The sequence below is a fragment of the Haloarcula sp. R1-2 genome (assembly GCF_011627385.1).
GTDB lineage: Archaea > Halobacteriota > Halobacteria > Halobacteriales > Haloarculaceae > Haloarcula > Haloarcula marismortui.
Window position 1 is genome coordinate 1,332,002 of record NZ_JAANTG010000001.1, and the last position, 21,259, is coordinate 1,353,260.

General features: G+C 62.0%; 17 protein-coding genes, 1 tRNA gene and 1 pseudogene. 11 read left to right on the forward strand and 8 right to left on the reverse strand.

Annotated elements, in window-relative coordinates; all coding sequences use genetic code 11:
* Positions 1-12: 12 nt before the first annotated feature.
* The 3 genes from G9C82_RS06760 to G9C82_RS06770 all read right to left on the reverse strand — a co-directional run bounded on the left by G9C82_RS06760 (position 13) and on the right by G9C82_RS06770 (position 3,984).
* Complete coding sequence (locus G9C82_RS06760) at positions 13-2,118, reverse strand: hypothetical protein (protein WP_174789846.1); 2,106 nt, start codon at positions 2,116-2,118, stop codon at positions 13-15.
* 129 nt (positions 2,119-2,247) lie between these two features.
* Positions 2,248-2,844, reverse strand: coding sequence for a tRNA (pseudouridine(54)-N(1))-methyltransferase TrmY (gene trmY, locus G9C82_RS06765; protein WP_004964221.1), 597 nt, complete (start codon positions 2,842-2,844; stop codon positions 2,248-2,250).
* Between the two features lie 90 nt (positions 2,845-2,934).
* On the reverse strand, positions 2,935-3,984 hold the full coding sequence (locus tag G9C82_RS06770) for a Gfo/Idh/MocA family protein (protein ID WP_127013685.1): 1,050 nt from the start codon (positions 3,982-3,984) through the stop codon (positions 2,935-2,937).
* A 224-nt stretch (positions 3,985-4,208) separates the two neighbouring features.
* On the opposite strand from G9C82_RS06770, the gene G9C82_RS06775 reads away from it, so the two are divergent.
* The 3 genes and pseudogenes from G9C82_RS06775 to G9C82_RS06785 form a co-directional block, all read left to right on the forward strand.
* Positions 4,209-4,673, forward strand: a complete 465-nt coding sequence (locus tag G9C82_RS06775; RefSeq protein ID WP_004964226.1) for a nucleoside deaminase — start codon at positions 4,209-4,211, stop codon at positions 4,671-4,673.
* A gap of 63 nt (positions 4,674-4,736) precedes the next feature.
* Complete coding sequence (locus tag G9C82_RS06780) at positions 4,737-5,153, forward strand: cyclic nucleotide-binding/CBS domain-containing protein (RefSeq protein ID WP_004964229.1); 417 nt, start codon at positions 4,737-4,739, stop codon at positions 5,151-5,153.
* A 271-nt stretch (positions 5,154-5,424) separates the two neighbouring features.
* Positions 5,425-5,754: pseudogene (locus G9C82_RS06785) on the forward strand (hypothetical protein); the annotation flags it as partial.
* A 52-nt stretch (positions 5,755-5,806) separates the two neighbouring features.
* Here the strand turns inward: G9C82_RS06785 and G9C82_RS06790 are convergent.
* A tRNA-Pro gene (locus G9C82_RS06790) sits at positions 5,807-5,879 on the reverse strand.
* Between the two features lie 464 nt (positions 5,880-6,343).
* On the opposite strand from G9C82_RS06790, the gene G9C82_RS06800 reads away from it, so the two are divergent.
* The 6 genes from G9C82_RS06800 to G9C82_RS06825 all read left to right on the forward strand — a co-directional run bounded on the left by G9C82_RS06800 (position 6,344) and on the right by G9C82_RS06825 (position 12,848).
* A complete protein-coding gene (locus G9C82_RS06800) occupies positions 6,344-7,516 on the forward strand; it encodes an NAD-dependent epimerase/dehydratase family protein (RefSeq protein ID WP_127013686.1) in 1,173 nt (390 codons plus the stop codon).
* A gap of 2 nt (positions 7,517-7,518) precedes the next feature.
* Complete coding sequence (locus G9C82_RS06805; RefSeq protein WP_127013687.1) at positions 7,519-8,451, forward strand: NAD(P)-dependent oxidoreductase; 933 nt, start codon at positions 7,519-7,521, stop codon at positions 8,449-8,451.
* Complete coding sequence (locus G9C82_RS06810) at positions 8,444-9,439, forward strand: NAD(P)-dependent oxidoreductase (RefSeq protein WP_127013688.1); 996 nt, start codon at positions 8,444-8,446, stop codon at positions 9,437-9,439. The genes G9C82_RS06805 and G9C82_RS06810 overlap by 8 nt, the downstream gene beginning before the upstream one ends.
* A gap of 48 nt (positions 9,440-9,487) precedes the next feature.
* Entirely contained in the window at positions 9,488-11,818 is a 2,331-nt protein-coding gene (locus G9C82_RS06815) for an STT3 domain-containing protein (protein ID WP_127013689.1), read from the forward strand.
* A 69-nt stretch (positions 11,819-11,887) separates the two neighbouring features.
* On the forward strand, positions 11,888-12,361 hold the full coding sequence (locus G9C82_RS06820; RefSeq protein WP_127013690.1) for a hypothetical protein: 474 nt from the start codon (positions 11,888-11,890) through the stop codon (positions 12,359-12,361).
* Complete coding sequence (locus tag G9C82_RS06825; RefSeq protein WP_127013691.1) at positions 12,354-12,848, forward strand: metal-dependent hydrolase; 495 nt, start codon at positions 12,354-12,356, stop codon at positions 12,846-12,848. The genes G9C82_RS06820 and G9C82_RS06825 overlap by 8 nt, the downstream gene beginning before the upstream one ends.
* Positions 12,849-12,853: 5 nt before the next feature.
* Here G9C82_RS06825 and aglM read toward each other — a convergent pair whose 3' ends face one another.
* Positions 12,854-14,161, reverse strand: coding sequence for a UDP-glucose 6-dehydrogenase AglM (aglM, locus tag G9C82_RS06830; RefSeq protein ID WP_007189175.1), 1,308 nt, complete (start codon positions 14,159-14,161; stop codon positions 12,854-12,856).
* 88 nt (positions 14,162-14,249) lie between these two features.
* On the opposite strand from aglM, the gene aglF reads away from it, so the two are divergent.
* A complete protein-coding gene (gene aglF, locus G9C82_RS06835; protein WP_004964383.1) occupies positions 14,250-15,005 on the forward strand; it encodes a UTP--glucose-1-phosphate uridylyltransferase AglF in 756 nt (251 codons plus the stop codon).
* A gap of 356 nt (positions 15,006-15,361) precedes the next feature.
* Positions 15,362-16,777, forward strand: a complete 1,416-nt coding sequence (locus G9C82_RS06840) for a sugar transferase (RefSeq protein ID WP_004964384.1) — start codon at positions 15,362-15,364, stop codon at positions 16,775-16,777.
* A gap of 448 nt (positions 16,778-17,225) precedes the next feature.
* On the opposite strand, the gene glmS is transcribed toward G9C82_RS06840, so the two are convergent.
* The 3 genes from glmS to G9C82_RS06855 form a co-directional block, all read right to left on the reverse strand.
* Positions 17,226-19,016 (reverse strand): glutamine--fructose-6-phosphate transaminase (isomerizing), encoded by a 1,791-nt coding sequence (gene glmS, locus G9C82_RS06845; RefSeq protein WP_007189177.1) that lies wholly within the window; start codon positions 19,014-19,016, stop codon positions 17,226-17,228.
* Entirely contained in the window at positions 19,016-20,206 is a 1,191-nt protein-coding gene (glmU, locus tag G9C82_RS06850) for a bifunctional sugar-1-phosphate nucleotidylyltransferase/acetyltransferase (RefSeq protein ID WP_127013692.1), read from the reverse strand. The genes glmS and glmU overlap by 1 nt, the downstream gene beginning before the upstream one ends.
* Before the next feature lie 158 nt (positions 20,207-20,364).
* Positions 20,365-21,225: a CheF family chemotaxis protein gene (locus G9C82_RS06855; RefSeq protein ID WP_004964393.1), complete on the reverse strand. Its 861-nt coding sequence runs from the start codon at positions 21,223-21,225 to the stop codon at positions 20,365-20,367.
* Between the last annotated feature and the right edge of the window lie 34 nt (positions 21,226-21,259).

Here is a 21,259-nt window from a genome sequence, read left to right on the forward strand (position 1 = left end):
TAGCACGAGCACTCACAGCTTGTCAGCGGCCTGTGCCTGCTCGGTCCGTCGATCTGCCTGTTCGAGGCGTCGTCGGGCCGCGTTCGACAGCGGGTCCGAGAGAGCGTCGCTTGCATCCTCGATTCTGGTCGCGACGCGCTGGAGCCGGTCAGCGACGGCCTGAAGTTGCTTGTCAGCGTTTCCGCGGTCACCGGCCTCGGCGCGTTCCGTTGCTCGCTCGGCGGCTTCAACGACAGCGGCGAGCGCTCGTTCGAGGCCCTGGATAGCGTTCCCGGAGCCGCCGCTACTCCCGGAAGTACCGTCATCATCGTCAGAATCGCCGTCATCGTCCATCTCGTCGAGCACCGATTGGCGCGTCTCCTCGGCGATGTCGGCGAGGAACGACGCCAGCGAGGCCTTGCCAGTTCGGGGCTCATCGATTGTTGCGGCAGTGTCGGCCTCGGGGTCCGGGTTCACCCGGAATGCACCTATCTCGTCGTCGCGGTCCCGGACCTCCGTCGTATACGCGCCGCCGCCGTGGACGTACACAGCGTCGGGTTCGGCGAGCGGGGCGTCGTACAGTCGACCAGCGAAGTCGTCCTCGACGGCGAGGTCGGTGAGGTCACTATCGGCTCCAGCGGGATCGACTTCGAGACGAGTGGCGTTTTCCCGAGCGACGAGCGGGACTTCGCCGTCGACACCGGCTCTAGTCGGCCCCTCGGCCTCGCTCGTTTCAGGGACCGACACCGTCTCACTGTGTGGCGCGACGCCGGCCCCGTTGACGGTGAACCGGTGTTCGCCCGCTGGCACGTCCTGAACGACAGCCAGACCTGAAAAAGTCGGGACGGCCTCGGGGTCGCTCTCCAGCAGGGCGACAGACTCGACGGTGGTGTCCTCGGTCGTGAGCCCTTCGTTGTCGGGGGCGTCGTCGTTCGAGACAGCTTCCGAAAGGCTGGCAACGATGGTCCGTATCTCCGCCGGCGCGCCGATGGCGTCGTAGCGCTCGGCCAGCGCCGCCCGGTGGTTCGGTTCGGAGATATCCGCGGCGGGGTTCTCGTAGCGGGGCTGGTTCCAGGGCGCGCCAGTCGTCGTGATGTGGCCTGAGACGGCGTCCTCGGCGAACTCGGGCACGGCGAACTCGAAGCTCAACTGCGGGCCGGTGAAATCGGCGATGTGCTCCAGTTCGCTGCTCGGCACGAGGTCGTACTCGATGTCCGGGTCGGCCTCGCCGCGGTCGGTGTGCTGGAAGACGAGCCCCGTCTCCCGCGTCGGCAGGTCCGTCGGTGGTTGGGTGAGACTGTCGAACGAACGGACGGTGAGCGAGTCCGAGATGAGGTCCTCGCGGCTGACCGACGGGAGCCGCTCGTGTTCGTACAGCGGCGCGCCCTCGTACTCCGGAACGAGGTAGGGGAGTCGGGAGCCCTCGTCGCGCGGGAGGCCGTAGGCAACGGGAATCTCCGCGAGGTCCTCAATGGTCTCGACGGCGCTGTTCGTGATGTCCGCGAACCGGTCGCCCTCCGGCAGGCGGGTGAACCGGTCGCGAACGTCGTTGACCGACAGCGCGCTGGAGTGTGAGCCCAGTTCCGAGAGGATGCGCGGCACCATCTCCGAGTCCGGGTCGAGGAACTCGTTGTTGGGCACCTTCCGGGAGTGGGAGCTGGCGACGTACAGTTGCGGGTCGCCCGTCCCCGTGTCGACGAACACGTGCAGGACCTCCCAGTCGTGCCAGTGGAAGTTCGTTGTGAACTGGTCGAACGCCGAGTAGAACCAGAACTGGACGACGGCAAGCGGCGAGTTCTCGTACTCGACCACGTTGTAGAACGCCGTCGGGTCCGGCGGCTCTCCGTCGGCCATCCGCTCGTGATACCCGTTGAACGCGTCGAACCCGCCGACGACGGTGTCCCCGTCCTGCTCGCTTGTGTACGGCCGCGGGTCCGTCGGGAACCACGGCTCCGCCCGGTCGAAGTACAGCGTCGGTGCAAACCGTCGGGCGAGTTCTGCGGCGCGTTCGCCCTCAACTGTCGAGGCCGCGTCGTCGCTTTCGCTTTCGAACGCCGAACAGCCGGCGACGGACGCAAGGCCGGTCCCGGCGACCGTCTGCAGAACCGCACGACGGGACAGTCCATCCCGGTCAGTCATCGGTCCCTCATCGCTTCGGTGCGTCGTCGGACAGCGCGACCCGTCGCTGTCTCCGAACCCAATAATTCCATACACCATTTCAGCGAACCGCGGAGGAAAACCCTTCTGGCAGTCTCCAAACGTGCCCCGTCAGTACCGTTCGAACCCCGCCGTGTCCAGATAATTGTGCGCGACCGTGATCGAATGGTCTGCGTGGAGGGCCTTCGGCCCAAGCGAGACGCGCTCGTCCGCACGGTCGGCCAGCAGCGCCGCTTCCTCGTCTCGGAAGTCGTGATGATCCGAGAGGACGAACACCGGGTCCGACGGGGGTGCAACGCCGACGATGGGGTCGCCGTCCTCGTGCAACTGGACGACGGTTCCGCGGCGCGCCACGTCGTCGAGCGTCCCTTCGAATCCCCGTCGCGTGAGCGACACGCCCGGCGAGGTTTCGACCGGGATGTGGCCGATAGCTTCTTCGCGCTCTTCTAGTGCCTTCCGTATCAGTGCCGCTGTGGACCGTTCATCCGGGTTCAGCCGGCGGAGGTCGCTCCCCTCGAACGTAACGGTGTACTCGTCGCCCAGAATCAGGTGGACCCGCACGTCTTCCCGGATGGCATGGCTCAAAAAGAACGCGCTGGTGACACACCGACAGAGCACGTCGAGCCGGCCGGCCGCGCCGGCCAGATCGTCGAGCGAGAACTCCGGCGTCGTCGGGGCGTCGTGACCGATGATGACGAACTGACGCATACCGGTTCGAGGCTGGTCGGCGACTTACGTGCATCGACAGCCGAACGACACGCGGCCAGATCCGGACAACGAATCACCCGGACGCAGGACTCACAGTTCGGCAACCGAGGTGAACAGCCGGTTGGCCCAGTCGGCCTCCGCTCGCGGCGTCGGCCCCTCACCGCCGTGTTCGATTGCCCGTGCTTCGCGACGGACGACCGGCGTATGTGTGTCGTGGGTCGAGTACGACGACGAGAGCCGCGTCTTGACTGTCTCACGGACTGCGCTGGCGGTCGTACGGGCCGCGTTTCGCAGGTCGGTGAGCGCCCCGGCAAGCATCGGCAGGTCGTACGGCGAGTTGGGGCCGTAGCCGTGGCGGTGGTACCGGAGCGATTGTGTCCCGATGTCGACGGTGAGGTGTCCGCACTCCGCGGTAAAAACGACGCGACGGCGGTCAGGCACGTTCGAGTGGTGCTGTATTGTACAGGTGACATCCTCGGCCGTCACGAACGAGACGGCGATGCCATCGAAGGCAACGTCGTCAGCAGTCGTACGACACCGTCGGATGTCGACCGAGGCGTCGTCCGCGGGATTGCCCGCCGCGCGCAACCCCACGTATATCGGATGAACGATGCCCTCACCGAACTCGCCGCCGGGGAGGTCGAGCACCCAGTCCCCGCGGCCCGGAACCGTCGGGTCGATGTCCTCCGCCCAGTGAACGGCGACGCTGTGGAGCCGCCCGAGGTCGCCACGCTTGATACGCTGAAGTGCGGTCTGTAGCGGCCGGTAGTACACCTGGTTGTGGACGACTGTCGCCCGAACGCCAGCCCGGTCTGCAGCAGCGGTAAGCCGTTCGAACTCCGCTCTGGTGGCGACGAAGGGTTTCTCGACTAGCACGTGGACCGACGCGTCGATACAGGCCATCGCGAGGTCGAAGTGGGTCTGCAGCGGCGTACAGACGTGGACCCAGTCGACCGCTTCGGACGCCACCAGCCGCTGCAGGTCGGTGTATCCAGACACGTCCCATGCGGCAGCGACGCGCTCGGCTCGCTGTGAATCGATATCGGCGACCGCAGTCAGGACTGCACCGGGAGTCGTCTCGATTGCGGCCTTATGCCAGTGTGCGACATCGCCCAGGCCGACGATTGCGGTCCGCAGCATAGTTCGTGTTTGTGAGCCGACAGGCATACGCTCTGGCATGTGCCAACGCGGGACAGATGTGGCCCTGAGCGACCAACGTGTCGCAGACTGAACCGTCGCGTGGTCGAGTGTGGGAAACGCGGTGTCGGCAGTGTTGGGAACGGTCTAACCGCCGTCAGTTCGCGGTCACGACCCCAAGCTCTCCCCCGCCGTGCCTACTTCCGACTGCGGGTCAAAGCGATGGTATGCCTGTGTCAGAGTTCGACGAATTCGACCACGAAACGCACATGCAACGCGCCTTCGAGCTGGCCCGGACCGCTGTCAACCGCGGCGACCGGCCCTTCGGGTCGGTACTCGTTCGTGACAACGAGGTTGTGATGGAGGCATCGAACCGCGTCCTCACTGAATCGGACGTGCGCCGCCATCCGGAACTCCAGCTGGCGCACCGAGCAATGCAGGAGTTTGACCCGGACGAGCGGGCAGAGACAGTGATGTACACGAGCACCGAGCCGTGCCCGATGTGTGCCGGCGGGCTCCGGTACGCCGGCCTCGGCCGAGTCGTGTACAGCGTCGGCAGCGACGAGATGGGTGAGTTCAGCGGCCACGAGGAGTCCGTCCGCTCCGGTGAAATCCTCGCCGGCATCACCGACGTCGCCGGGCCGATATGTCACGAGGAGGGACTGGCGATTCACGAAGACTTTGACTGGTAAGGCCACGTCAGCACCGGTTGCGGGAGTCAAATGACTTATTATGTGTGTTTGCTAACTAGTGCTATGAATTCACTTGACACACCGGTCGAGCAGGTGATGACCAAGCCAGTGAAGACCGTCGACCGGGAGCTTGCCGTCCGCGACGTTTCGAAGCTCCTTGCGTCCGAAGCGGTCGGGTCTGTCGTCGTCGAAACCGAGTATGGACGAGGCATACTCACGAAAACGGACATTATCGCCGGCCTCCGCGATGGGATGGACCCAGATACGACGCCAGTTGGTGATCTGATGACGACGCCGGTCAAGACGATTGACCCCGGTGCCCCGCTAGAGGAAGCCATCGATACGATGGTCGAGCACAGCATCAAGCGACTCGTAGTCGACGGACAGGCCGACGGCGTCGGTATTCTCACGACGACAGACGTGATGCAGGAACTGTCGCCCGACCTAGACCGTGTCGTTGAGATGTTCGCGGAAGGGTGACAGCCCGAATCCGAAAAGTCGGGGCTATAGAGACGCAGTCAGGCGGCTCCATCTCAAATTGAGTTCCAAGAACGCTACAAACCCCGTCTGAGCGTCCAGAAAGGGTTTACCGGGAGCGACGAATCGCTGCCCATGCGCAGACGTGCCCTCCTCGCGTCAGTCCCGGGTGCGCTGGCCGGGCTCGCCGGCTGTTCGTTCGGGACCCTCGGCTCAGACGAGACTGCCGACTTAACGCCCGCTCCGCGCCCGACGCAGTCAGTAACCGATGCGAACGACAGCCCGAGACAGCGATACCGTCACGGTGACGACTGGTCGCCACGGCGACGGCGAACGGCCAGCCGACGCGACGTTCTCGCTGACTCGCACCGACAGCGCGAGCGAGCGGGTTCTCGCCGAACAGGTGATGGCAAGCGCTCGGTTCGCCGGCCGCCCCGGTGGTCTCCGCAATGCCTTGCCGTTCCTGACCGATGATGTCGACCACGTCGTCGTCGAGACCGACGAGCGAGTCGTGAACAACGGCATCGGCCACAATGTAGACATACGTCGGTTCCGGTTCCGCGGCCAGGCCTATCAGGTATCTCGCGGCCAGACCGACTATTGAGCGGAATCGCAGAGGACGGTACTGTCGTTATCTAGTAATTGCGTTGGAAAAATGGGCCGGCGCGAATTCGAATCGCGGTTACGGCCACCCGAAGGCCGAAGGATACCAGGCTACCCCACCGGCCCGTGCGATAGCGATCGGATAGAGGACAGGGTCAGTTTTAACGGTTGCGAAACAGCGAGATCGGGAGCAGTTTCACTGGTGAACCGAAGGCCGAAGACGCGGACCTTCACCACGAACGTATCCCGGCAGAGACGTTCGCCACCTGTCTCGAAAACACAACACAACCCTGTGTTGACATCGACTCCTGACACACGATACCGATCATCTACCGAGTTGAGCCCGAGAGCGAGGCAGAGATAGCAGTCGATGACAAGCATGACGCGTTCGCGTCGTCACGGAGCCACCGGCGGACGCGAACCAGTGTGTCTTCAAACACTTCGACCAGTTCGATATCGGCCAGTAGAGGGAGGCTGTCGCTTCCGTGAGCGGGGTCAGGTGTCACACGAGCGGTCGGGCTGGACGAGGCAGGGAGGCAACTAACCAGAAGACTGATTACGCGTCATGGTTACTCATAATTTGAGTAACTATGACTATCCTCATCACTGGCGGCGACGGCTACGTCGGGTGGCCAGCCGCGCTGCGAATCGCAGACCGAACGGACGAGCGAGTGCTGCTTGTCGACAACTTCGCCCGACGAGGGTGGGTTGAAGACGTCGGCGCGACGAGCGCGACACCGGTTGCCAGTATCGACGAGCGTCTCGACGCGGCCCGCGAGGTCCACGGCCTGACGAACCTCTCCTTCGTCGAGGGCGACCTCGCCGAGAAGTCCTTCGTCGATGAACTGCTGGCGGTCCACGAACCAGAAGTCGTGGTCCACACCGCCGCGCAGCCGTCCGCGCCGTACTCCCAGATCAACGGCGAGCGGGCGAACTACACCCAGCACAACAACCTCCAAGCGACGCGGAACCTCCTGTGGGGCCTCGAAGAACACGACCTCACAGACACCCACTTCGTCGAGACGACGACGACGGGCGTCTACGGCGCACCGGAGTTCCCGATTCCTGAGGGCGGCGCGACGATGGAGAATCAGGGCGAGCGCGACGACGTGCCGTTCCCCAACATGGGCGGGAGCTGGTACCACGCGACGAAAGGCTTCGACGCACAGAACATGCGGCTGGCTCACACGCAGTTCGACATCCCGATCTCGGACGTGCGAACGGCCATCGTCTACGGGACCGAAACCGAGGAAACCCGCGCTGACGACCGGCTCAAGACACGTTTCGACTTCGACTACTACTTCGGGACGGTCACGCACCGCTTCTGCGCGCAGGCCGTCGCAGGCTATCCCGTCACGGTATATGGCAAAGGCGAACAGCGCAAGCCGTTCATCTCGCTGGAGGACGCCGTCGAAGGGCTAGCCGAAGTGGCCCTGACCGACCCCGACGAGCGCCCCGAAGGGCTGACGGTGTACAATCAGGTCACACGCGCCATCAGCATTGTCGAGATCGCCGAGACGATTGCAGATGTGGGCAGCGAGTACGACCTCGATGTTGCTGTCGAACACTTCGAGAACCCCCGCGACGAGGACGAGACCCACAAGATGGAGATCGAAAACGACCGGTACGCCGACCTCATCGGTGGCCAGTCACAGTCCTTCGAGGACGGCGTCGACGATATCTTCGGGACGCTGACCCGCTACGCCGACACCATCGAGGCCCACGAGGACCGCTTCCTCCCGGGCGTCCTGAGCGAGGACTGACAATGGACGTGCTGGTCACCGGGGCCTGTGGCTACATTGGCAGCGCGCTGATACCGCTGCTCCGTGCGGACGACCGCGTGGACGACGTCGTCGTCTTCGACGACCTCTCCTCAGGATCGCCGCGGGCGCTGCTGGGGACGCTCGGCGACAGCCTCGAATTTCGCCGGGGCGACATCCGCGAGTACGGCGACGTGGAGAGCGCCATGCGCGGCGTCGACCGCGTCATCCATCTCGCTGCCATCACCGGCGCGTCGAGCACACATGAACGCCGTGACGAAACCTTCGCCATCAACTACGACGGCACCGAGAACGTCCTGACTGCGGCCGGCAAGCTCGGTGTCGACCACGTCGTCTTCGCCTCCTCGTGTAACGTTTACGGCCGCGCGACCAGCACCGACATCGACGAGACAGTCGACCCGGACCCGATCAACCCCTACGCGGAGACGAAACTGCAGTCCGAGACGCTACTGCAGGAGTACTGCGAGGAGTTCGATATGACTGGCACCGCCCTGCGAATGGCTACCAACTTCGGCCACTCGCCGGGCATCCGGTTCAACCTCGTCGTGAACTACTTTGTGTTCCGCGCGCTCACCGACCGCCCGCTCACCGTCTACGGCGACGGCTCGAACTGGCGGCCGTTCATCCATGTCCGGGACGCTGCCCGTGCCTACGCGGAGGCGGCGTGCGATCCCGATTCCTGGGACGAACCAGTGTACAACGTCGGGTCGATGGACGCGAACTACCAGATCTCGGAGATCGCCGACATCGTCGCCGACGAGGTCGCCCCGGTCGACGTGACCTACCTCGAAGACGAGCATCCCGGCCCGTCGTATCACGTCAACTTCGACCGACTGAGCGGGACCGGCTTCGAACCATCGTGGACGCTCCGCGAGGGCGTCCGCGACCTCGCGGAGAAATTCACCACCAATGTCTGAGACAGAACCTACAAGCGAACAGCCACACATCGCCATCACCGGCGGTGCAGGCTACATCGGGAGCCGCGTCATCTACGAACTACAGCAGGCCCACCCTGACTGGGAGATCACCGCTATCGACAACTTCTATCTCGGTACCGTGCAGTCCGTCGGCGATGTCGATATCGAACACGTCGACATCCGGAACCGGGACCGTCTGGAAGCGGCGCTAGACGGGGCCGACGTCGTGATGCACCTCGCGGCAGTGTCCGGCGTCGACGACTGCGAGGAGAAACAAGACCTAGCGTACGAAGTGAACGTACAGGGAACGGACAACGTCGCCTGGTTCTGCCGCAAGACAGGCGCAGCGCTGATTTTCCCGTTCTCGATGGCCGTCATCGGCGACCCACAGGAATTCCCCATTACAGTCGACCACCCACGGGACCCGCTGAACTGGTACGGCCGAACGAAACTGCTCAACGAGCGCGATGTCGAGACGTACGCCGACGGCGCGTTCCCTGCCCACCAGTTCATGATATCGAACCTCTATGGGAGCCACGAGATAGACGGCCAGACCGTCTCGAAGGGGACCGTTATCAACTTCTTCGTGAACCGCGCGCTCGCTGGCGAGACGCTGACTGTCTACGAGCCCGGAACGCAGTCCCGGAACTTCATTCACGTCAAGGACGTGGCCCGGGCCTACGTCGATAGCTGCGAACGGCTACTGGAGCAACTGGACCGCGGCGAGACCGGCGTCGAAAAATACGAGATCGCAAGCGACGAGGACCCGGGCGTCCATACCGTCGCCAACCTCGTCAGGGATATCGCCGCCGATATCGCCGACATCGATGCCGACGTGGAACTGGTCAAGAACCCACGGGGCGACGACGAGACGCTCGTTGACTCATTCCCGGTCGATACCGGGCGGACAAGCGACGCGCTTGGCTGGACGCCCGAACACGACGTAGAATCAGCAATTCGGACCGCACTGGAGTCGGCGAACACGTAGACGACGAGTCTCGATGGATTTATTCGCCAGACCGGAAAGAGAAGATACATGAGCGATACGCCCGGGGCGGGAGCGGTACTTGATGACCGGCCCGAGCTACGAGATGCGACGGAAGTGGTTCTGGCCGTCGACGACGAGCAGGACGGCTGGACGTTCGACGACATTCCCATCGATTCGGGCCAGTTCGGCGAACTCGTCTCCGCTGGCATCGTCGAGAAGGACGGTGACGAGTACCGCGTCGCCGATCCCGACGCTGTGCGGGCCGCGCTTAACGGCGACTCCGAGGTCAGTAATGACAGCGGGCAGGGGCTAGCGCTCGGTGACGCGCTACGTTTTGATTTCGATACACGAGCAACTGGCCTGCTCGTCGCTGCCCTAGCGGTCGTGTTCGTCGCCCGGACGTACGTCATCGGGTCGATATATCGTGGCGGCGACATCGTCCTCTCGGGCAACGACCCCTACTACTACAGGTATCACGTCGAACAGGTCGCGGCAAACGCCGGCAGCGCGGCCGATTTCGGGGCACTCTCCGTGCTCCCAGGTGGATTAGCCAATGGGGAGCCACTCACGGTTGCGACGCTCTGGTGGGTCGCCAGCCTCTTCGGCGGGGGCAACCCAGTTATTGGCCACGTTCTCGCCTGGTATCCGGTCGTGTCAGCACTCGTTACGAGCGTCCTGCTCTATCTGCTCGCAGTTCGGGTGTCAGGCGACCGGCGTGTCGGTCTCGCATCGGTCCTCTTTCTAGCGTTTATTCCCGGCCACGCCTTCCGGACGAGCCTCGGGTTCGCGGACCACCACGCCTTCGACTATCCCTGGCTGGGACTCACTGCTCTTGCACTCGTGGTCGCGCTAACGGCCACGAATCGAACGTCGCTTCGTCGACCACAGCCGTGGATCGCCGCAGTCGGCATCGGTGTCGGGATTGCCGGCCAAGTGCTTGCGTGGGAGGCCGGACCGTTGCTTGTTCTGCCGGCCAGTCTGGTCGTATTAGGCCAGACACTTCTTGACGTGTCTAACGACCGGTCGGCACTGGTCAGAAACGCACCAGTTCTTGCCGGCGTTAGCCTCGGTGCGCTACTCGCTGGCGGTGTCCATACTATCACCGGCTGGCAAACTGCGCTTGTCGCTAGTGCGCCAGCACTGTTGACGCTGGGCACTGTCGTCGTCATTGCGACGGCAGAAGCAGCCAGACGCTTCGGTGGCACTGCCGGGCAACTAGCTGTGGTCGATATCGGGCTTGGCGTCGTCGGTCTCCTCCTCTTCCGCTTCGGCTTCACAGCACAGTGGGGAACGTTCAATAGCCGGCTCGACGCGCTGTTTCGATCCGACGGGATTGCCGAGACGTACGGGCTGTTCAGCGCGGACGCATTCGGCTTCCTGTTCCTGCTCGGCCTGACGCTGTTTCTGGCGCTCCCGGCGATGGTGTGGGGCGTCGACCTCGCTCGGAACGACCGAAGCGGCTGGCTCGTCGCCAGTAGCTACGCCTGGGTGTTGCTCGTCCTCGCCGTGATTCAAGTCCGTTTCGTCGGCGAGCTGGCCACGTTTCTCGCGCTGTTCGCCGGCCTCGCGTTCGTCTGGGCCGCCTCGTGGGTCGACCTCGCCCGTCCAGTACTAACGACTGGTGACAGGGACTTCCGGGACGTGCTCGTTCCAGACACCCGCGCGGTTGCGTCGCTGTTCGTGCTGTTCCTGTTGTTCGGGTCCCTCGGAATGGTGCAGGTTCCGGTGAAAACGAGTCAGGTGCTCGTTGAGGACGGGACGTACGACGCGGCGACGGCAATCGAAGCAGACGCCGCCGAGCGCGGACTCGAATACCCCGAAAACTATGTGCTCAGCCGCTGGGGACAGAACCGCGTGTATAACTACTTCGTCAACGGCGAGTCACGGAGCTACGGGTATGCTCGCGGGACGTACGAACCGGTCGTCGCAGCGACGGATCCTGATGAGGCCCATAATCGGATTTCTGGCCGGGTCGGATACGTCGTGACGACAGTGACCGACATCGAGGAGCCGACCACGATGTACACTCGGTTACACCAGCACTTCGGAAGCCGGAACGGGGATGTGGACGGCCTGGCCCACTACCGGCCGCTCTTCACGAGCGAAGACGGGAGCCACAAGGCGTTCGCGGTCGTCCCCGGTGGGACGGTAAAGGGCTCCGTGGCCCCGAATGCAACCGTTTCGGTCGAAACGACGGTCGCTGTCTCGGACAGAGAGATAGCTTACGAACGCCAGACGACAGCCGACCGGAACGGTGCGTTCACTGTTACCGTCGCAAACCCTGGGACGTACACGGTGACGACCGATAGCGGAAGTGAAACGACCGTCGAAGTCACGGAAGAAATGGTGTACAGCGGCGGTAGCGTGACTGTCGAGTGATTTTCTCAGACAGGCACACTGTAGTTCTGAAGCGAAACGACCATTGTACCCACCGAAAGAACAGATGGTGTGCGCGTCTGGGTTCGTGTCATCATCGTGCTTGTGCTGTGTCTGACACTCGGGGGACTGTGCATCCACGCGGAACTGACAGAGGACGAACGGTCACCGTATCCGGATGCTGCGGACCTTTCGGCCGGATACGAGTCGTACGTCGGACAGCAGCTCATGGTGTTCGGCACAGTGACAGAGGCAAGCGATGACGAGATGCGAATCAGGGCCGAAAGCGATGAGACGGCAATCACACTCAGGGTCACTGAGACGAGAACAGCCGTCGAACCCGGTGGCGTCGTTCAGGTGTACGGGACGCTCGAACCAGCGCAGACGATAACGGCCGAGCGCGTCGAAGTCGTCAACAGCAGTCGGTGGGCCGAGTTCTACAAGTACGGTGCCTCGGCTATCGGCACATTCGGATTCCTGCTCCTGTTCGTCCGGTATTGGCGCATCAACCGCGATTCGTGGACGCTGGAGGCCCGCGATGGCTGACCTGCTAACACACCTGCTCGTCACATACATCCTTCTCACGGTGGCAAGCTGGCGTGCCGACTGGCTCGATCAGCGCTGGGTCGTCGTTGGGATGGGCGGTGCGGCGATTCCCGATCTGGTGAAGGTCGGAATCGTGCTAAACGAGAGGGTAGTCGAAGCGTTTCTCGGCGTTCCGTTCTCCTATATGCCTGTCTCCACACTCGGCGGAGTCCTGTTGCTCGCTGGAGTCATCACCGTCGCATTCGAGCGACGACGCTGGAGACGAGTATTCGGACTCGTGACGTTCGGCGGCCTCACGTCGCTGCTGCTCGATGGGATGCGAGTGTACGCCGACGGGCGAGCGAGCGCGTGGCTGTACCCGTTCACGAACTGGCGGCCGCCGACGCCGAGCCTGTACGTGTCTTCGGACCCGACCGTGCTCGTTGTGGCGCTACTCGCTGCCGGCACGGTAGCCGTCATCGACAGGCAAATACAGGCAGGTAACTGACTGCGCTACCAGGTCAATCCTTCGTAGGTGATGCCGTCGCGCCGCTCGATGATGCGTCGACCGTCAACGACGACGGAGTCTGCCATCTCGTCGAACGCAGCGTCGAGCGCTGCGAACTCGTCCCAGTCAGTGACGACAACAGCGCCTGACGCACCCGCAAGGGCGGCCGCCGCCGAGTCGGCGTACTCGATGTCGGGATAGCGCTCGCGCATATTCTCGGTGGCAACAGGGTCGTAGGCGACGATGTCTGCGCCACGCTCCTGCAGTCCCTCGATGACCGGAACAGCTCGCGTGTTTCGGATGTCATCCGTCCCGGGTTTGAATGCCAGCCCGAGAACAGCGATTCGTTTGCCGGATACGTCGACGTGGTCATCGAGGAGGGAGAGGAGCCGCTCTGGCTGCGCGTCGTTCAGTTCCACGGCCGCCGAAAGGACAGCGGGGTCGTAGCCCTGCTCCTGCGCCGCGGCGATGATGGCGTCCGTGTCTTTCGGGAAGCAACTGCCACCCCAGCCGACGCCGCTTCGGAGGAACTGCTCGCCGATCCGGTCGTCGAGTCCGATAGCATCGGCGACTTCGTAGGCGTCAACGCCGAACTCCTTGCAAATGTTCCCGATATCGTTTATGAGGCTGACTTTCGTCGCGAGGAACGTGTTGTTGGCGTACTTTATCATCTCGGCCTCGGCGATACCGGTTTCGACGACCGGCACGTCGCCGTCAGCAGCCTCGCGTAGCGGCGCGTAGAGGTCATTGAGAAGGGCCGTTGCGCGGTCGTCGTCCATCCCGAAGACGAGTTTGTCAGGATTCAGGAAGTCCGCGACGGCCGTCCCCTCGCGCTGGAACTCAGGATTGGACGCGACGAGGAAGTCCGCCCCGCGTTCGAGACCGGCGTCAGCGATACGTGGTGCGAGCCGATCCTCGGTCGTGTTCGGGACGACAGTCGACTTCGTGACGACGAGATGCGGGTCCGCTGCCGCGTTCTCAGTGCCGGCCAGCGCCTCACCGATAGATGCCGCACCGGCTTCCATGAACTGGAGGTCGATGCTTCCATCGTCGTTCGATGGTGTCGGAAGCGCCAACATCGTCAGTTCAGTGTCGAGTATTTCTTCGTAGTCGGTACTTGCCCGGAGTCGCCCACCACCGTGTTCGGCGACAAGTTCGTCAAGCCCAGGTTCATGTATCGGCGACTCGCCGTTATTGATTGCGTCAACGATGTCTTCGTCGATGTCTATCGTTACGACTTCGTGCCCGAGATCCGCAAGACACGCGGCGACCGTTGTCCCGACGTATCCACTCCCGACAATGCTGACATTCATCGGGCGGCAGTAGTCAAGGAGCGGATATTATAATTCGGATCTTATAATTCGACAAGAGTTTTATCGGACGGCCAACGAATTGAGAGATATGAAAGCTGTCGTACTTGCCGCTGGTGAGGGGACCCGTCTCCGCCCGCTGACCGAAGACAAGCCAAAGGGGATGGTAGAGGTCGCGGGGAAACCGATTCTGACCCACTGCTTCGAGCAGTTGATCGAGCTAGGCGCCGACGAACTGCTGGTAGTTGTCGGCTACAAGAAGCAGGCCATCATTAATCACTACGAGGACGAGTTCGATGGTGTTCCGATTACCTACACCCACCAACGCGAGCAGAACGGCCTTGCCCATGCACTCCTGACCGTCGAGGAACACGTTGACGACGACTTCATGCTGATGCTCGGCGACAACATCTTCGAAGCGAACCTCCAAGACGTCGTCAACCGTCAGGCGGAGGAACGTGCCGACGCCGCCTTCCTCGTTGAGGAAGTCCCGTGGGAAGAAGCCGGGCGGTACGGTGTCTGTGACACCAACAAGTACGGTGAGATCACCGAAGTCGTCGAAAAGCCAGAAGAGCCGCCGTCAAACCTTGTGATGACTGGGTTCTACACGTTCACGCCAGCTATCTTCCACGCCTGCCATCTGGTGCAGCCCTCCAATCGCGGCGAGTACGAGATCAGTGATGCGATTGACCTCCTGTTACACTCCGGGCGAACGATCGACGCGATCCGCATGGACGGCTGGCGGAACGATATCGGCTATCCCGAAGACCGCGATCAGGCCGAGGAACGGCTACAGGGCGAAATTAACCCAGAGATAGCCGCCGAAAACATCGCTGCAAGCGAGTGAGAACTCAGTTCGGGTAGCCTGGTCAGTAACCGGTGAGACCATACAGTCACGTCGGTCGCGTGGTTGTGTGGGTTCTCAATCAGAAGACTGGACCACCACCGTGAGACGATATCTGCCGTACAGCGTCAAATGGAACAGGCACAGAGAGGGTTGGATCAACGCTGCGATAGTCGACACGACTACGCTAGTGCGTACACTGTGGGTCCGTCGGCTCACGAACAGGTCTCGTGCAGCAGTGTCTTTCAGTGGCACTATGACAATGCAGGGCAGTTGGACCGCGTGTCTACGGACAGTAGCTTCAGTATTTGAGTTCCGGGACGCAGGACTTATCCCGGAACTGGGCAATCACACTGATAATGGATAGTGGCTGGCGGTACCGGGTTGCAAGTGTGGCCGGCGTTGTCGTGCTTACAGCGGTCGCCATCGCACTTGTTAATAACGCGACCATCCAGTCGATAGCGACAACTATCCCGATACTCAGTCGACTGCCGACTGACCCTCCAACGGGGCCAGAGTTCACGATCGAGCTCTTGGTCACAATCGCGGTCGTCGTCAGTGTGTTCCTCCCGTTGTACAAACCCCGCCCACGGAGAATTCTTGATGCGATAGCACTGGCCCAGAAGCGGGTACTCGTGGCGGCTCTCGTCCTAGCGACGATCGGCTACTTCGACTATTCGTACAAGCTGCCGCGTTTGACTGTCGTATTAGTGACTCCCTTATTACTGGTCGCACTGCCCGCGTGGTTTGTGTGGATTCGGAAGCGACCGTCCTCAAATGGCGAGCGAACCATCGTCGTTGGCGATAACCTCCAAGTGATAGAGGAAGTAGCAAGCGAGGTCAACGGGACGCTCCTGGGATATCTCTGTCCGACGAGTGTCATTACGACAATCGAACAGACCGAAGCCATCGCTGACGGCGGAACTAACCCCAGTGGGTTGGAACGGTTGGGTGGCCTCTCGCGGATTGAGGACGTGCTCGTCGAGTATGACATCGATACGGTCGTGCTAGCGTTTGAGCATGCCGACCGGGCGGAGTTCTTCGGCGCTCTCGACGCCTGTTACGAGTACGGTGTCAACGCGAAAGTTCATCGCGACCATGCAGATTCTGTGCTGACCGCCAGCGGTGGAGTCGGAACCCTGGTTGACGTAGAGATCGAGCCCTGGGACATACAGGACTACATTCTCAAGCGCGCGTTCGATATCGCGTTTGCATCGGCTGGGCTGATCGCGCTATCGCCGGTGATCGTTGGGATTGTAGTCGCGATAAAGCTAGAGGACGGCGGCTCGATACTGTACCGACAAGACCGAACAGCGGTGTTCGGCGAAACCTTCTCGATCTACAAGTTTCGGTCGATGATCGAGAACGCAGAAGACGAAACCGGTGCGAAGATTAGCGACGAAGATGCGGGTGGAGTCGATCCACGCGTAACCTCGGTCGGGCGAGTGCTGCGACAGACCCATCTGGATGAAATTCCACAGCTCTGGTCGATACTGCGAGGAGATATGAGCGTCGTCGGTCCACGGCCAGAACGACCGGTGCTGGACTCGGATATCCAGACTGGTGTCGTTGACTGGCAGAAACGATGGTTCGTCAAACCGGGCCTAACCGGTCCTGCCCAGGTTAATCATGTGACTGGAAAGGAGCCGGGCGAAAAGCTGCGATACGACCTAGAATACGTGCGTGACCAGTCGTTTAGCTACGATATGAAACTCGTTTCGAGACAGATCTGGAGCGTTATTATTGATATTATAATGGCGCACAGGAACCATTGAGAACAGTTAATCATCGACCGCAATACATCGGTCGTAATGAGCCCGTGTATCTCGGTAAGCGCTTCCGTATGGGAGTTGCACTGAATCTGAGAACCGTAATCATCACCCTGGTACACTGTTATCACCGAGTTTTGATTAACGGTGAGAGGCAGTCACAGCGGCAAGGTAACAGGGCAGCGAGAATCTGCGCCACACAGTAACGTCGGAGTCAGCGCTCATCGTTATCGACCTACGCGAAACGTACACTGTCGGTCCATTACTCGCTGTTCTCGACGCTTTCACTCCCCAGCTTACGCGATTCTGGAAAAATTCTGGCCTCGGCACAGTGACACGGGCTATCGAAAAGACCCTCTCAGGCTCAAAAGCAGTCAAGCTGGCAGCAAAACTCCTCGAACCGCCAAAACCGTCAGAGAACCACGAGCAACGCGAGTAGCCAGCTACGCGCCGCTCACTCTACCGTCACACTTTTTGCCAGGTTGCGTGGTTTATCGATGTTTCGGCCCAGCAATGCAGCTGTGTGATACGACACCAGCTGCAGGTGCGTATTCGCAAGCACTGCAGCGGCCCGCGGATGCGTCTTCGGAATTTGGAGTACGTGGTCGGCGTACCGTTCAACGTCGCTCTGTCCGTCAGTAATTGCGACCACCGGGGCGTCGCGCGCTTCGACCTCTTTGACGTTTCCGATCGTCTTGCGGGCGCGCTCGTCGTCGCCAGTCACGATAGCGAACACGGGCGTGTTCTCTGTCACCAGAGCAAGTGGGCCGTGTTTTAGCTCACCGGCAGCGAAGCCCTCGGCGTGCTTGTAGGTGATCTCCTTCATTTTCAGTGCGCCTTCGAGTGCCACGGGCTCCTGGTAGCCACGGCCGATGAAGAAGTAGGCGTTGGCGTCCTGATACAACTCAGCGACTTCCCGGGCGGCAGACTCATCAAGAACCTCCTGAACGTGACCGGGGAGGTCGCGGAGCGCGCTAATTACCTGCCGGGCATCACCGGTCGTCGACGTCCCAAGGGCGAGCAGGTTCAGCGCGGCTAGCTGGGAGGCGAAGGTCTTGGTAGCGGCGACGCCGATTTCCGGCCCAGCGCGGATGTACAGCGCGTGATCGCATTCGCGGGCCGCGGTTGAGCCAACGACGTTGGTCACGGCCAGCGTGCGTGCGCCGCGGCGGCGGGCGGCCCGAAGTGCGGAAAGCGTGTCTGCGGTTTCGCCGCTCTGCGTGACGCCAACGACGAGCGCGTCGCCGATGGGTGGCGTACCTGTGGCGTATTCGCTGGCGAGGAACGCCTGGGCGGGGACGCCCGCTTCACGGAACAGTTGTGCGCCGTGCAGAGCTGCATGGTAGGAGGTCCCGCAGGCGACGAACTGGACGCCGGTCGGGGAAAGGTCGCCGAGGTCGCCGATGTCGACCGTTCCGGCGAGTTCGTCGACCCGGCCCCGCAGACACTGCCGGAGCGCACGCGGTTGCTCGTGGATCTCTTTGAGCATGAAGTGGTCGTAGCCGCTTTTGCCGGTCTCCTCGGGGTCCCACTGGACGGTGTCGATGTCCTTCTCGACGACATTGCCGTCGGTGTCAGTGACGGTCCATCCGGCACCGTTGAGGCGGGCGAACTCGCCGTCAGCGAGGTAGACGACCTTGTCGGTGAAATCCCGGAAGGCGGGCACGTCACTGGCCAGATACGTCGCGTCGTCGTCGATGCCTAACACGAGCGGCGAGTCGTTTCGCGCAGCAAATACCGAGTCACAGCCGGCAACGACAACGGCGACGGCATAGCTTCCCTCAAGTCGGTCGACCGTCTCTCTGACAGCGTCTTCGGGGTCAGCTCCCGCCTCTAGCGCGTCTTCGATGAGATGGGGGACGACCTCAGTATCGGTGTCGGACGTGAAAGTGTGGCCAGCGCTGACGAGTTCGTCCCGCAGGGACTGGTAGTTCTCGATGATGCCGTTATGGACGACTGCGACATCACCGGTGCAGTCCTGATGCGGGTGAGCGTTCTCGTCGGTCGGCGGACCGTGCGTGCTCCAGCGGGTGTGGCCGATACCGACCGACCCCGAGAGCGTCCGGTCCGACAGTGCCTCGCGCAAGTCGGCAATTTTCCCGGAGTGTTTGCACAGGTCGAGATGATTGTTCGCAAGCGCGACGCCAGCGGAGTCATACCCGCGGTACTCCAGCTTCGAGAGGCCGTGAACGAGCGTGTCGAGCGTTTCGTCGCCGCGGCCGACACAGCCGATGATCCCACACATCAGCGGACCACCTCCGCGCCTTCGCGGACAGTTCCATTGACTGTCACGCCAGTGGTGAGCCGAGCATTAGGACCCACGAGCGACCCGGAAACGAAGCTCACGTCACCGAGTGCGACGGCACGGTCGGCGATGACGGCACCGAGCCGCTGGTCCTCGAACACTTCTGTGCCGACCTGAACATCGGCCGGGCCACCAGGAACGACAGTGTTGACGCCCAGATCCACGTCCTGCCCGGTGACAGTGTCAATAAGAGTCGAACTCGGGTCGACACGCGTGTCCGCGTCGAGGACAGTGTGCTGGATGACGCTGTTGGCCCCGATAGTGGTGTTACGGCCAAGCGCGACGTTCGGACCGATGACAGCGTCGGGTCCGATCTCACAGTCCGGGCCAATGACAACTGGCGACTGGAGGGTCGCCTCGTCGTGGACGCGTGCGGAGTTATCGACCCAGACCTGCTCGTCTCGGGCCGATTCGACGACCCGGCCCCGCGCCAGCACCTCTCGGGCGACGGTCAGCAGGTCCCACGGGTACGTCGCGTCGACCCACATCCCGTCGACCTCGACTGCCTGGACGCGGTCAGATTCAAGGATGAGTTCGATAGTGTCAGTCAGTGCCAGCTCGCCGGCGTGACGGGTCGTTTCGTCGATAGCCTCGAAGATGTCGCCGTCGAAAGCGTACACGCCGCCGTTGATGAGCCTGAACTCGTCGTGTTGTGGCTTTTCGACGATATCAACAATATCGCGGTCCTGTACCTCGACAGCACCGTACCGGCTGGTGTCTTGCCGTTCAAGGACGGCGATGCTTGTGTTCCCGGTCTCCGCATAGGAGGTGTCTACCTCCTCGATAGTGGCTGCGTCGACGAGACGGTCACCGTTCATCACCAGAACCGGGCCGTCAACGACGCTCCGTGCCTGAAGGAGTGCGTGTCCGCTGCCGAGCTGTTTCGTCTGGCTCACGTAGGAAATAGGAACGCCGCGATATGTCGGCCCGAAGTGGTCCTGAACGCGGTCGCGCTTGTAGCCGACGACGACGACCAGTTTTTCGATGCCTGCCTCGACCAGCGCGTCGAAGACGTGTTCGAGAATCGGACGGTTTGCGGCCGGCAACATAGGTTTTGGCCGGTTTCGCGTCAACGGCCGGAGACGAGTCCCTTCACCCGCAGCAAGGACTACAGCCGTATCGATGTGCATACCTGTTGCAGACGGAGGAGGGGCTTCAATATGGCGGCCTTACCGAGATTGGGTGGTGTTTACTCGACACGTATGTCCAGTTTATCACGGCAAAACCAGACGTTTCAAATATCCAAAACAATTGGTCCTCGTGGCGCTTGCTGGTTCTGGACAACAGACTACTGCTCGCCCATCCGCTCGCCAGCGACCCGACGGCCCTTGGTCGTTAGGTTCACTTCGGTCCGTTCCCGGAGCACGCTTATCACGTCGAGTTCGATCAGTCGGTCGAAAATCTCCTCGGTTTTTTCGACGTCGATGCCGACGAAGTTGGGGATGTCGAACGGCGACACACCGGAGTGTAGCGCCATGATGACCCGCTTCTCCGTCGAGCTCAGGTCCAGATCGGCCTGGTTCTGTTCGGCGCTCTCTTCGAGCATTGTCCGGAGGACAGTTGCATGAAACTCCTCGCCTGCGAGATGGGTTTCGACGCTGATATCTTCCTCGCTGTGTTCGACCTGAATGACCGTCCGCTCCTCGCCGCTGACCTGCTTCTCTTCGACAGCAAGGTCGCCGATGTCGGCGCGGTCAATGACGACAGCCTGGCCGTCGGCCATCGCGAGTTTCAGCGCCTCGTCAGTCACTTTGAGTCGGCCTTTCGTCCACTCAGCAGACTGGACGACGCCGCCCTTCAGTGCCGGGTGTTGAACCAGCACGATTGCGCCGTCGAGACTCGCCCGGTAAAAATCGGTCTCGAACGTTCCGTGGTCCGATGCCGACACGAGGATAACGTCTTCGCCGACGTAGAGTGCGACGTAGTCGGAGACCCCGGCACTCTGCTGGTTCACGTCGAACCGGTCAGCGATACGGTCGATATCGGTCAGTGAAATCTGTCGCTTGTCGTCGCCCAGCAGGGCGACCCGCTCGGTGGTGAGGACGATGCGACAGTTTCGCCACTCGGCGTCGGTCAGCCGCTGGCCCTGTGAGACCGCCTGGAGGAACTGCCCCTTCGTATCGGCGATCTTCTTTTCGGTGTCGCTCATACCCCGTACCGACCTCTCGTGCAGTTGTTGTCCG